Genomic DNA, 12,068 nt, shown 5'->3' on the forward strand with positions numbered 1-12,068 from the left:
GACGCGATGAGTGGGGGTCTGTTCGCCCTGCTCGACGACGTTGCGATGCTGGCGCGGCTGACTGCGGCCTCGCTGCACGACGTGGGTCCCGCGGCCGGCCGCGCCACCACCAAAGCCGCCGGCGTGGTCATCGACGACACCGCGGTGACGCCGCAGTTCGTCGAGGGAATCTCCGCCGAGCGCGAGTTGCCGATCATCAAGCGCATCGCCCTCGGTTCGCTGCGCAACAAGCTGGTGTTCATCCTGCCAGGGGCCATGTTGCTCAGTCAGTTCGCGCCCTGGCTGCTGAGTCCGATCCTGATGCTGGGCGCCACGTATCTGTGTTACGAAGGCGCCGAGAAGGTTTGGGGCAGTGTGCGTGGCCACGGCCATGCCGCCGACGAGCCGCAGAGCGAGCGACACGTGGTGAGCGGCGCGGTCCGCACCGACTTCATCCTGTCCGCCGAGATCATGGTGATCGCGCTCAACGAGGTCGCCAAGTCCGCGTTCGTCCCGCGCTTGGTGATCCTGGTGATCGTCGCGTTCGTCATCACCGTCGCGGTCTACGGGGTCGTCGCCGCCATCGTGAAGATGGACGATGTCGGCCTGCATCTCACCCAAACCGGTTCCCGCCTGGGCGGGGTGGTCGGTCGGGCTCTGGTGGGCGGGATGCCGAAGCTGCTCTCGGCGCTGTCGGTGATCGGGACGGTGGCGATGCTGTGGGTGGGCGGTCACATCCTGCTCACCAACAGCGAGCACCTGGGCTGGCATGCCCCGCACGCGCTGGTGGCGCACGCGCAGGAAGCGGTCCGGCACGGACCGGTGGGTGGTGTGCTGGCGTGGTTGGTCGACACCGGGATCTCGGCGGTGATCGGCGCGGTGGTCGGCGCCGTCGCGCTGGCCCTGGTGCATATGGTTCAGCGGCTGCGACGACGGCGCTGATCGTCCCAGATCCGTTGTGTCTCTTGGCTGACCGACGGGTGGTGGATCCGCTGAAAGTTGCGACCCCCGCGGCCGAATGTCGCGACCACTGCGTCGGGAACCTCAGGTTCCAGCAGCGGTTCGGAAAGCCAGTCGCAGGGCCGCACGTGCACCAGATCCGCGGCTGAGGCGGTGTCGACATCGTCGTAGAAGTAGGGGCCGGCGATCCGCCCGAGCCAGAACAATCCGTCCGGATCCCGGGTCCACACAAAAGAGCCGTTCTCCACCTCGGCGAAGCGGGCAACCCGGCGCTCCAGCCGGCCGGACTCGGCGGGGTCGCGCAGCAACCGACCGAAGCCGCACAGGCCCAGCCGGCGGGCGCGTTCGATGGTGAGCCCAGGGTCGACGTCGTCGCTGCGGGACCGCAGCGGAGCGCGATACACGTCGGTCATGGCCGCGTTATGCTCCGAAGGCCCAACGGGCGGGAGTCAACAACACGGTGTCCACCTTCCGGCGCTACCTCGTCGTCCAGTCGATGACCTTCGTGTGCGGCATCGTCGGGCCCGTCTTTTTGATCATGTTCTTTGCCTCCCAACCGGATCCGCAACTGAAGTGGGCATTCTGGGCCGGCCTGTTCGTCACCTATGCCGACATCATGATCGCGCTGGGTATCACCGCTGCCACCCGTGGCGTTCAGGTGCCGCAGAAGGTGCGGTAGGTTCCGAAATCCGCTGGGGCGGGTTTGGCGTAGCGTTCCAGTCCGGTCCGTTCGGTATAGGGGGCGCGGATAGCCTCGAGAAGCCGGTGGACCGGATCAAGGTCTCCCGTCGTCGCCGCTTCCAGCGCCTCCTCGACCAGGTGGTTGCGCGGGATGTAGACCGGGTTGACCCGTGCCATCAACAGCGGGTCGGGTTCCAGCGCCCGCCACCGGGCGGCCCAGTCGTCGAACAAGGCGGGGTCGACGAACAGGTCGCGCGCTGGTCCGGAGTCCCCGCGCGCGGCGTCCGCCAGCCGGGTGAAAAACGACGTGTAGTCGACGTGACTCTCCTGCAGCAACGACAGCAGTTCTTCGAGCAACGGCGTCAGTTCCTCGATGTCACCGGTGAACCCGAGCTTGGCGTGCATACCCGAGCGCCACGCTGCGTGGTAGTCGTGGAATCCATCAAATGCGTTCTCTACCAATGAAACTGATTCCTCGACATCGTCGCCGATCAACGGGAGCAGGGTCTCGGCGAAGCGGGCCAGGTTCCACGCCGCGATGGTCGGTTGATTGCTGTAGGCGTAGCGGCCCCACGCGTCAATCGAACTGAAAACGGTGTCGGGGTCGTAGGCCTCCATGAACGCGCACGGTCCGTAGTCAATGGTCTCCCCGGAGATGGTCATGTTGTCGGTGTTCATCACGCCGTGCACGAACCCGACCAGCATCCACCGCGCCACCAGCGTCGCCTGGGCGCCGACCACCGCTTCGAACAGCGCGAGATAGGGCCGCTCGGCGTCGGCAGCGCCGGGGTGATGGCGCGCGATCGCGTGGTCCGCCAGGCGTCGCAGCAGGTCGAGATTGCCTGTGGCAGCAGCATATTGAAAACTGCCGACCCGTAGATGGCTGCTGGCCACGCGGACCAGCAGCGCGCCCGGCAGCAGCGTTTCGCGGGCTACCGGGCGCCCGGTGGCCACCACGGCCAGGGAGCGTGTCGTCGGCACGCCCAGCGCGTGCATCGCCTCGCTGATGATGTATTCGCGCAGCATCGGTCCGGTGGCGGCCAGGCCGTCCCCGTTGCGCGCGAACGGAGTGCGTCCCGAGCCCTTGAGGTGGATGTCGCGAAGGCGTTGCCGCTCGTCGAGCAGTTCGCCCAGTAGCAGCGCGCGACCGTCACCCAACCGCGGCACGTACCCGCCGAACTGATGACCGGCGTAGGCCTGGGCCACCGGCGTGGCGCCGTCGGGTACCAAATTGCCCACTAAGAAACGCAGGCCGTCGGGGCTGCGCAGCCAGTCCGCACTCAGTCCGAGTTCGTCCGCCAGCGATTCGTTGAGCACCAACAACTTGGGCTCGGGCGTCGGCTCGGCCTGCCACGCCACCGCCAGCTCGGGCAGCTCTCGGAAGAACCGATCCTGAAGGGCGACCGGGCGGTCAGATGTGACGCTCACGCCACTGAGCCTACGGAGCGACTCAGCCAAGCGCTTGGTGCATCAGGTCGCGGGCACGGTCGAGCATCGCGGCGAACGGTCCTACGGCGAAATTCAGCTTCGCCGATTCCACGCCGGCGTGCGGCCGAGTGGGCGCGATAGCTTCGGCCACCTTCACCGCCGTGCCCATCCGCTTCTGCTCGTTGGCGTCGAGGTTGCGCTGCAGTTTCGTGAACTCCTCGAGTTCTTCATGCTCGGCGTGGGCCAGCACCGCATCCCGCAGCTTGGTCAGTTCGTCGACGAACTCCTGGGAGGTGATGTCGAGGCTTTCGATCTTCGTCAGCTGCTCTTTGGCGTCGTGCTCTTCGTGCAGCAGCTCGTCGACGATCGCGTCGCCGGCGTCGAATTCGCGACGCACGCGGGGATGCACCAACATCTCCTCGGCCGTCTCGTGCACGGCCAGCAGCTGACGGAGTGCGACGAACGGCTCGTCGCGCGCCTGGGGGTCGGAGGCCAGCAGTACCTCGTCGAACATGTCCTCGATCAGCGCGTGCTGCGCCTTGAGGAAGGCAACCACCTCGTCGGGTGTCTGAACAATCATCTCGGTCACCAGCGTGACCTCCAATCGGGAAAGCGTTTGAACTCGGGCTGCGCTCCTGTTTCGCATACCCGAGCAGACATTTGCTAAACCGCGCGCCGGGCCGCCACCAGCCGCTCCACTGCGCCGAGGTCATACGGTGCACGCAAACCCAGGATCAGATGGTCGGCGCCGGCCTCGACGAGTGATGCCACCAGGTCCGGCTCGACCCGCTCGATCCACACAGTGCGTTCGATCTCGCCCGGATCCCGGCCGATTTCGCCGCACCAACGGTCGATGGCCCGGTTCTTGGCGCGGATCGTGGCGGCGTCGCCGTAGCCGTTCCACATGTCCGCGTGTTCGGCGACCAGGCGCAGGGTGCGCCGCTCGCCGTTGCCGCCGATCAGGATCGGCAGCCGTCCGAGGGGGCCGGGCTGTAGTAACCCGATCCGGCGCCGGATGCGCGGCAGCGCCTCGCCGAGCGCATCGAGACGTTGTGCGGGTGTCCGCACCGGATAGCCGTATTCGATCTCGTCGCGGTCCATCCATCCCGATCCGATTCCCAATACCGCCCGACCGCCGCTGAGGTGATCGAGTGTGCGGGCCATATCGGCCAGCAGGTCGGGATTGCGGTAGCAGCAACCGGTCACCAACATGCCGATCTGGGTGACGTTGGCGGTGGTGACGGCCATGGCCGCCAGGATCTGCCAACCTTCGAAGTGCGATTCCGCGGCCGACCCGTACAGCGGCGGGAAGAAGTGATCCCAGGTCCACAGGCTGTCGACGCCGAGCTGGTCGACACCCTGCCAGCCCGCGCGAAGCGCCGCCATGGTGGTGTTCTGCGGGTGGATCTGGACGCCGATCTTGACCATGCCGGTCCTACTGCCGCGGCGAGGGCAGTTTGATCGCCGACACATACATCTCGACGATCGGCCGGTAGAGGTCGATGTCGTCGAGCTCGCTGCCCAACATCACCGAATCGCTGGTGGCCACCAGCACGTGCGCGAACGTCAGCGGCGGGATCCGCAAAGCCCCGCCGAGCCGTTCGACGCCGGCAACGATGAATTCCGCTAGTGCCGCAACGACTTCCAGCCTTTTGGCCGCAACCCGCTCGCGCGCTTCGGGATTCCGCAGAAGATACAGCGTGAATTCGTGTCCCAGCGCGGCGTGCTCGGCGCCGCGGTCGCGGCCCAGTTGGCGCCAGCGCAGGGCAATGTCGTCGAGTTCACGGTCACCGACCTGGGTCGCCGTCGACATCACCTCGGCGAAGTTGTCGAAGTAGCGGCGCCAGTACCGGTCGCTGACCGCCAGGAACAGGTCCTCCTTGGTGGCGAAATGCTTGTAGATGGCGCCCTTGGTGTATCCCGCAGTGTGTGCGATGTCGTCGAGAGTCGCCGGCGTGAAGCCCTTTTCGGCAAACACGGCTTCCGCGGCATCGAGCAACAACGTGCGGGTCTGCTCTAGTCGCCGTTCGCGGGTGAAGCGCTCTACCACAGCCCGATTGTGCCAGAGTAACTCTAGATTCCGGCTCGACTCTCAGATACCAGCTGGTATATTCGCTGCGATGAGCAAAGAGGGAAACCGAAAAGGCGCATCCGCCGTCACCGAGCCGCCCGGTCGCGCAATCCAGCCGGGCGCTGGGGCCAGGCCCGCTGTGCAGCCCGTCCGGACGGTCAAGCCCGTCCAGATCTGGGCCGCGATCGGTGGTGCGCTGCTCGTACTGGAGCTCTACGTGTGGATCCGCTGGGTCAGCGGGCCCTATTTCCAGCGGGTGCCCGCCGGCCCCTCCGAGCCGCCGTGGCTGATGAAAGTGCCGCTGATGGCCAACGCGATCATTCTCTGGATAGCCGCGCCGTTCGCCTTGTGGTGGTTCATCATTCGGCCGTGGCGACGCGAGAGACGGATCACCCTGGACGGGATGCTGCTGGCGTCAATGGGTTTGATGTTCTTTCAGGATCCGCTGCTGAACTATTTCAACACCTGGTGCACCTACAACACCTGGCTGTTCAACCGGGGCTCCTGGTCATCGCACATTCCGGGTTGGGTATCACCGGAGGAACCGGGCCGGCAGGTCGCCGAGCCGCTGTTGACCAATGCGCCGGGTTACGCGTACGGGGTGCTGCTGATCACGATCGTCGGCTGTTGGGTGATGCGCAGGATCAAGGCGCGCTGGCCCGACATCAGCAACCTGCGGTTGATCGCGGTGACCTACGCATTCACCTTCGTGCTGGACCTCCTCATGGAGGGCTGCATTCTGCTGCCCATCGGCTTCTACACGTATCCCGGTGCGATTCGCGCTGTTTCGCTCAATGCCGGCCATTATTACCAGTGGCCGGTCTACGAAGGGCTGATGTGGGGCGGCGTCCAGGCCGCGCTGTGCTGCCTGCGCTATTTCACCGATGACCGCGGCCGAACCGTCGTCGAGCGCGGATTGGACAGTGTGCGAGGCGGCGTGGTGCAACAGCAGTTCATCCGCTTCCTGGCGATCTTCGCCGGGGTCAGCGCGTGCTTCTTCGTTTTCTACAACATTCCGGCCCAATGGTTCGGCATGCATGCCGACCCGTGGCCCGAGGACGTCCAGCGGCGCTCTTACTTCAATGGTGGTATCTGTGGCGACGGCACCCGTCAGCCGTGTCCCAATCCGGTACTGCCGTTGCCCACCAAACGCTCGGGCTATGTCGACTTCGACGGCCGCTTCGTCCCCCCCGACGGCGCGCAGTTGCCGACGAGTGTTCCGTTCGAACGCGGGAAGTGACTGTCGCACAACGTTGTTCGACGCGCTGAGATCGGCCCACGCACACCCCGGCATCGCCGGACACTCGAACTCAACCGAGCCTGTTCGACAACACCCCGCGTCCCACGATCGTGGGTAGGTCGAGGAAGGTCCGGATGCCCGGCGGTGCGGCGCACACCGGTGCGATCGCATGCACCGCGTGCATCGCGGTGCCGAGGCAGCCCTGGTCGGTGTCGTCCTCGCCGTGGATGGCGATCCGGGATTCCAGAACCATGGACGGCGACCCTTCCACCGTCACCTTCCAGCCGCGTCCGTTGGGCCAGTCGGATGCCTGCTCGGCGCCCAGCCTGGTGATGTGCTCGACGGTCAGTGCCGGCCGGCCGCCGATGATCGCGGTGTAGCTGAAGCGCTGGGCTGACACGGTGCCCTTCTCGACGCGCCCGGCTTTCACTTCGATCGGTGCGTCGGCGACGGCAACCTCACGGTGGTAGGTGAATTCGTCGATCGCCGCGCCGAGTCCGTCGGCCAGCAGCATCAGCGGAGCCTTGAAAGCCATGGCGCCCACGGCCGGTTCGGACATCGGCACCGGCTCGTCCGGATGCTTGCCGAAGCCCATCACGTCGAACAGCACGAACCCCACGTCGTAGGTGCTGTAATCCATCAGCTCCTGCACCACTAGCGAGTCGATCCGCCGGAACAGGCCCGACATGGTCAGGGGCAAAACCTCAGCGGCCCAACCAGGTTCGATGCCGGTGCCGTGGAACGACGTCGTTCCCTCGGCGCACGCGGCCTCCAGCTGCTCGGCCACCGGCCCGTCGCAACTCTTCGGATAGATCAGCGCGGTCACCGCGGTGGACACCACGTTCTTACCCGAGGCGAGGAGCCGGCGGATGTCCCCGACCGCGGCCGGTGGATTCCAGTCGCCCATCGCGTTGTACAGCACACAGTCGGCATCCAGGGCGAGGATCTCCTCGACGTCTTTGGTTGCGACGACGCCGATTTCACCGATGCCGCAAATCTCACCGACGTCTCTGCCGGCCTTGTCGTCGCTGTAGACCAGCGCGCCGATGAGTTCCAGGTCCGGGTGCTCGTGCACGGCGGCCACCGCGTGCCGGCCGACATTGCCGGTAGCCCATTGGATGACCCGCAGCTTCCCGGTCACGGCTTCGGGGCCTGCTGCGCGTGCTGGGCCTGCTGGCGGGCGATTCGCGCGTCGTGGATTCGCACGAGTTCACGAAAGCCCAGCCGGTGATACCGGGGCACCGGTTGGATGCCCCAGTCGTCGCGCGCGGTGCCCTTGCCGGCGACCCCTTCCGGTGGCCCGAGTGGCGGGTACGGGTACTTGCATTCCAGGGTGTCGTTGGAGTACCGGACTTTGAGCAGTTCGCTGCAGATTTCGGTGAGGCTCAGCGTCGGATAGCCGTAGTAGACGGCCATGAACGGCAGCGTGAACGCGCCCTCGAGGACCAGTGCCACCAGGCAGACCAGCACGGCGCGCTTGATCCACTTGTGCATGCGTGCGTAGTACGGCGTGGTGCCCGGCGGAAGTTCTTCGGCGGCGGTGTCTTCCGATGACGGTGTGGTCACGGGTCTGCTCCTTGGTGGGCTCGTGGGTCAGTCTTCAGTCGGAGAAGATTTCGCGATTGACGGTGTGCAGGTAGGGGATGGCCAAAAACGGGGTGATGTAGAAGATGTCGTAGAGCCACCAGCCGATCACCGGGAACACGACTCCGGCGTAGCGCACGTCGGCGTACATGGTCATGTTGAACACGTAGGCCATCCAGATCATTACGCCCATCCAGCAGGTGACCACCATCCACTGGTGACCCCAGCGCTTCATCTGCAGGAAGCCGATCGCCGCGGCGACCCGCATCGAGAACACCGTGAGGATCAGGCCTGCGACATAAGACTTTTCACCCGGCCCGGCTGCGCCACCCACCCACAGCTCGTTGTAGTGCCAGAAGTAACCGGCGTCGAACATGTTGCCCCAGCCCACCATCAGCACCCGGTTGATCAGGGTGTGATTGGCGACCAAGTCCAGCGCCCAGCCCAGACTGTTGAGCATGCCGTCGATCAGCACCAGATAGCCGATCAGCGTGACGATCATCGGCCGAACCGACAGGCCCGCGCGCAGCGCCTGACGTTGCAGCCATACTCCGCGCATGAAGATGGGGAACCCGAGCAGTCCGGGAGCCCAGCAGCCCATCAGCCCGGCGCCGACGATCATCCACCTGTCTGCCCGCCGCTGGGCCTCGCGCGATGCATCGTAGTGCTCGTCGAGACCGGGCGTGTCCGAACGGCGGTGCAACAGCGGCAGATTCATAGATTCCACCAGCCCCGGGCGAACGACATGTACAGCTGGATGCCGAACATCACCAGCAGGTACCCGTAGATGAAGACCTGGAAGACGATGAGTGCCCGCTTGCGCTTGCGCTCTTGCTGATCGACCATGCTGGTGCCTTTCTCTATCGGTTCGCGGGGTCCTGGGACGCGAGCAGGGTCGCCGCGGCGACTTCACGCAGACCGTCGTTGACAGCGCCGTCGGTGCTCAGCGGTGCGAGTATGCAGGCTTCGGCCGCGTCGATCTCCGAGGCTCCGGCGGCGATCAGCTTGGCCGCGGTGACCAGCACCCGGGTCGACGGCGGCTCGAAGTGAAACGCGTCGTCGGCAGTGCGAATAGCGTTGGCGCATTGCACCAGTCGCTGGGCGGTTCTGATCTCGACGGCCGCTTCGGCGACGATCACCTCGGCTTCACGGTCGGCGGGCAGATAGTTCATCGGGAGGGTGGCGAAGCGCTGCCGGAATGACGGCTTCAGCTCTTTGAGCGAGCTACGGTAGGCCGGATTGTAGGAACACACCAGCATGAACGATTCCGGAGCATGCACCACCTCGTCGGCGCGATCAAGGTACAGGGCGCGACGGTGGTCGGTGAGGGAGTGCAGGATCGCCAGCGAGTCATGTCGGGCTTCCACCACCTCGTCGAGATAGCAGATCGCCCCGGCTTTGACGGCTCGGGTCAGCGGACCGTCGTTCCACACCACGTCGCCCCCGGTGACGATGAACCGGCCGACCAGATCGGAGCTGGTCAGGTCGTCGTGGCAGCTGATGGTGACCACCGGCTGGCCGAGCAGGGCGCCCATATGCTCGACCAAGCGCGTCTTTCCGCAGCCGGTGGGGCCGGTGAGCATCACCGGAATGTGTTCGCGGTGAGCCTGTTCGAACAGCTGCACTTCGTTGCCACCGGCGATGTAGGTGTCGGTCATCTTCCCCCTCGGTCTCCTACGCGGCGACGAGTTCGCGGTGGACGTGGGCCAGCACGCGCGGCAATTCCTCGATGCGCTTGATCCGCCTGGACCGGCGTGCCCCGAACACCTCGGGTAGCGGGTCGACCCGCGTCGGTCCGACGCCGACGTAGTACACCGAGACGCCGGCATCGTTGGCTTCGTCGACCGCGTGTGCCACGTCGGCCCAGGCGTAGCGGCCCTCATAGCCTTCGTCGGACATCAGACCGTCGCCGATCACGATCAGCAGACGCCGCTCCGAGGGTTGTGCCAGCAGGCGCGACGTCAGGTGCCGAATCGGCGCGCCGAGTCGGGTGTAGCCCGCGGTCTGCAACCCCAGGCTGCCTGGCGCGATGAAGTGGCCGTCACGAAAGTCCTTGAGACAGTGCACTTCCACCCGATGGCGGGTATTGCCGGTGAACACGAAGATGCCGTGTCTTTCCCGCGCCAGGGTCATCGCGCGCGAGAGTGCGTCGGCGCATTGCAGCTCCAGCCGGAAGATCTGTCCAGCGTGGACGCCGAGTGATGAACTCCCGTCGAGCAAGAGCGCGGTGGTGACGTCGCGGCCGCTGGGCCGCAGCTCGCGGAAGATCCTGGGTTCGGTGGCGCGCTGTATGGTCGAGTCGACGTAGTGCCGGACGTACTCGTCGACATCGAGGTCGGACCCGTCGTCGAGCCGGTTGGTCATCGCGCGATGGGTGTGTTCCTCGAACCATTTTCGCAGATTCGCCGCCACCGGCGCAGGGTGACGGTCCTGGGTTCGCGGCGGGATCTCAAGGACCGCAACGTGATTCGGCAGAAACGCGTTGGTCCAAGCGTTCCACTCCGGATACGGGATGCCATGGCGCCGTTGCGGGCTGATGTCAAGGTCGTTGTCCTCCGGCCGGCTCGGCGGCGGCAGGTTCGGGTTGCGCACGCCGCCGTCGCCGCCCACCGGCACCGAGTAGGGACGCGGGTGGCGCTGCTGGGTGCTGGTCCACGGCATCCTGCCGAATCGCTTGATCGCACTGGCCAAGCCACGTTCAGTCGCACTGGTGCGGGGCAGCATGCCCAGCAGCGGGTGTTCAGCGATCGGGTGTCCGGTCCGGGCCAGGTCGATCGCACGGTCGAACATCGAGGGGGCGTCCAGATCCGGGTCGCCGACCGGTACGTCGGGTAGCAGCCTGTCGATCTCCGGCATCAGGCCAGGCCATCGCGAGGCGATCCAGCCCACCGCGACACCCGCCTCGATCAAGGTGAGGGCCCGGTTCTCGCGCGGGGTGAGGTCGGTCAACCGGTAGTGCGCCAGGCGTTCCTTGGACGGCGAGCATTGCAGCGCGACACCACATGTCAACGTCCGGCGCGTCCAGTCGTGCACCAGTGGTGGGTAGGGGACGTGCACCAGGTCCAGTGCCGGGCTCACACCGAAGCCGCGTTTGGTCCCCGTCGTCAAGCGGGCGCCACCGCGGCGCCGTTCACTGAGCGCCACTGCGGTCAGCGCGCAACTGCGCTCGATTGCCATCGCCGACGGATTGGTCGTCGCGGTCACGGAATCAGAAGGTTCCGATGTTGGAGAACATCCAGTACCAGAACCAGATGATCAACCCGGTCCCGCCCCAGGCCGCGACGTAGCGCAGCAATTCCCACACCATGTCCATACGTTGCAGCTCCTTTGGAATTGAAAGACGGTCAGTCGGAGAAGATTTCGCGGTTTACGGTGTGCAGGTAGGGAATGGCCAGGAACGGGGTGATGTAGAAGATGTCGTAGAGCCACCAGCCGACGACCGGAACTACGACCCCGGCGAACCGCACGTCGGCGTACATGGTCATGTTGAAGACGTAACCGATCCAGATCACCGCGCCCATCCAGCAGGTCACCACCATCCACTGGTGGCCCCAGCGCTTCATCTGTAGAAAACCGATGCCCGCCGCGATCCGCATGGTGAAGACGGTGAAGATCAGCCCGACCTCCCAGCCCTTCTCGCCGGGGCCGGCGGCACCGCCGATCCAGAGTTCGTTGAAGTGCCAGAAATAGCCGGCATCGAACATGTTTCCCCAGCCCACCAACAACACTCGGCCGAGCAGGGTGTGGTTGCCCACCATGTCCAGTGCCCAGCCGACGGTGTTGATGGCGGCGTCGATGACGACCAGATAGCCCAGCAGGGTGACCAGCATCGGCCGCACCGACAGCCCGGCCCGTTGCGCTCGGCGCAACAGCCAGACCCCGCGCAGGAACAGCGGCAGGCCGAAGACGCCCAACGCGGCGGTGCCGATCAACAGGGAACCCGAGATCAACCACTTGTCCGCCTGTCGCTGCGCGAGCTGCGATTCGTCCAGGTGCTCGTCCAGACCCAGACCATCCCGGGTTGCGGGAGTCTCCCCGGCTGCGCGGCGGAAGTTCACCGTAGGCAGATTCAAATTCGCCTCCCTCGACCCGCCAGTTCTAACCCAGAAACTGACTGAGGTCAAT

General features: G+C 65.6%; 15 protein-coding genes. 3 read left to right on the forward strand and 12 right to left on the reverse strand.

The window, feature by feature from the left end; translation table 11 throughout:
• Positions 1 to 6 precede the first annotated feature (6 nt).
• Positions 7 to 921, forward strand: a complete 915-nt coding sequence (locus MKCMC460_RS09230; protein WP_236981599.1) for a DUF808 domain-containing protein — start codon at positions 7 to 9, stop codon at positions 919 to 921.
• On the opposite strand, the gene MKCMC460_RS09235 is transcribed toward MKCMC460_RS09230, so the two are convergent.
• Entirely contained in the window at positions 897 to 1,352 is a 456-nt protein-coding gene (locus MKCMC460_RS09235; RefSeq protein ID WP_236981600.1) for a GAF domain-containing protein, read from the reverse strand. The genes MKCMC460_RS09230 and MKCMC460_RS09235 overlap by 25 nt on opposite strands.
• A 47-nt stretch (positions 1,353 to 1,399) precedes the next feature.
• Here MKCMC460_RS09235 and MKCMC460_RS09240 point away from each other — a divergent pair, with 47 nt between their 5' ends.
• Positions 1,400 to 1,618, forward strand: coding sequence for a hypothetical protein (locus MKCMC460_RS09240; RefSeq protein ID WP_238305603.1), 219 nt, complete (start codon positions 1,400 to 1,402; stop codon positions 1,616 to 1,618).
• Here MKCMC460_RS09240 and MKCMC460_RS09245 read toward each other — a convergent pair.
• The 4 genes from MKCMC460_RS09245 to MKCMC460_RS09260 form a co-directional block, all read right to left on the reverse strand.
• On the reverse strand, positions 1,594 to 3,048 hold the full coding sequence (locus MKCMC460_RS09245; RefSeq protein WP_238305605.1) for a YdiU family protein: 1,455 nt from the start codon (positions 3,046 to 3,048) through the stop codon (positions 1,594 to 1,596). The genes MKCMC460_RS09240 and MKCMC460_RS09245 overlap by 25 nt on opposite strands.
• Before the next feature lie 22 nt (positions 3,049 to 3,070).
• Positions 3,071 to 3,637, reverse strand: coding sequence for a hemerythrin domain-containing protein (locus MKCMC460_RS09250; RefSeq protein WP_236981602.1), 567 nt, complete (start codon positions 3,635 to 3,637; stop codon positions 3,071 to 3,073).
• Between the two features lie 74 nt (positions 3,638 to 3,711).
• On the reverse strand, positions 3,712 to 4,476 hold the full coding sequence (locus MKCMC460_RS09255) for an LLM class F420-dependent oxidoreductase (RefSeq protein ID WP_236981603.1): 765 nt from the start codon (positions 4,474 to 4,476) through the stop codon (positions 3,712 to 3,714).
• Positions 4,477 to 4,483: 7 nt separating this feature from the next.
• Positions 4,484 to 5,098, reverse strand: a complete 615-nt coding sequence (locus MKCMC460_RS09260) for a TetR/AcrR family transcriptional regulator (protein ID WP_236981604.1) — start codon at positions 5,096 to 5,098, stop codon at positions 4,484 to 4,486.
• Positions 5,099 to 5,168: 70 nt separating this feature from the next.
• Here MKCMC460_RS09260 and MKCMC460_RS09265 point away from each other — a divergent pair, with 70 nt between their 5' ends.
• Positions 5,169 to 6,359: a spirocyclase AveC family protein gene (locus tag MKCMC460_RS09265; protein ID WP_236981605.1), complete on the forward strand. Its 1,191-nt coding sequence runs from the start codon at positions 5,169 to 5,171 to the stop codon at positions 6,357 to 6,359.
• Positions 6,360 to 6,429: 70 nt separating this feature from the next.
• On the opposite strand, the gene MKCMC460_RS09270 is transcribed toward MKCMC460_RS09265, so the two are convergent.
• From MKCMC460_RS09270 to MKCMC460_RS09295, 7 genes are all read right to left on the reverse strand, one after another.
• Positions 6,430 to 7,500: a dihydrodipicolinate reductase gene (locus tag MKCMC460_RS09270; RefSeq protein WP_236981606.1), complete on the reverse strand. Its 1,071-nt coding sequence runs from the start codon at positions 7,498 to 7,500 to the stop codon at positions 6,430 to 6,432.
• Positions 7,497 to 7,925 carry a hypothetical protein gene (locus MKCMC460_RS09275; protein WP_236981607.1) on the reverse strand — a complete coding sequence of 143 codons (429 nt, stop codon included), beginning with the start codon at positions 7,923 to 7,925 and terminating at the stop codon, positions 7,497 to 7,499. The genes MKCMC460_RS09270 and MKCMC460_RS09275 overlap by 4 nt, the downstream gene beginning before the upstream one ends.
• Positions 7,926 to 7,959: 34 nt before the next feature.
• The gene (locus tag MKCMC460_RS09280; RefSeq protein WP_236981608.1) at positions 7,960 to 8,661 is read right to left on the reverse strand and encodes a hypothetical protein; all 702 of its coding nucleotides are present in this window, start codon (positions 8,659 to 8,661) and stop codon (positions 7,960 to 7,962) included.
• Positions 8,658 to 8,789: a hypothetical protein gene (locus MKCMC460_RS31390; protein WP_255735617.1), complete on the reverse strand. Its 132-nt coding sequence runs from the start codon at positions 8,787 to 8,789 to the stop codon at positions 8,658 to 8,660. The genes MKCMC460_RS09280 and MKCMC460_RS31390 overlap by 4 nt, the downstream gene beginning before the upstream one ends.
• A 14-nt stretch (positions 8,790 to 8,803) precedes the next feature.
• Positions 8,804 to 9,601, reverse strand: a complete 798-nt coding sequence (locus MKCMC460_RS09285) for a CbbQ/NirQ/NorQ/GpvN family protein (protein WP_236981609.1) — start codon at positions 9,599 to 9,601, stop codon at positions 8,804 to 8,806.
• A 16-nt stretch (positions 9,602 to 9,617) separates the two neighbouring features.
• Entirely contained in the window at positions 9,618 to 11,120 is a 1,503-nt protein-coding gene (locus MKCMC460_RS09290; RefSeq protein WP_370653156.1) for a nitric oxide reductase activation protein NorD, read from the reverse strand.
• A 167-nt stretch (positions 11,121 to 11,287) separates the two neighbouring features.
• Positions 11,288 to 12,016: a hypothetical protein gene (locus tag MKCMC460_RS09295; protein ID WP_236981611.1), complete on the reverse strand. Its 729-nt coding sequence runs from the start codon at positions 12,014 to 12,016 to the stop codon at positions 11,288 to 11,290.
• Positions 12,017 to 12,068 lie beyond the last annotated feature (52 nt).

It is taken from the genome of Mycobacterium sp. 20KCMC460 (assembly GCF_022179425.1).
Lineage (GTDB): Bacteria > Actinomycetota > Actinomycetes > Mycobacteriales > Mycobacteriaceae > Mycobacterium > Mycobacterium kiyosense.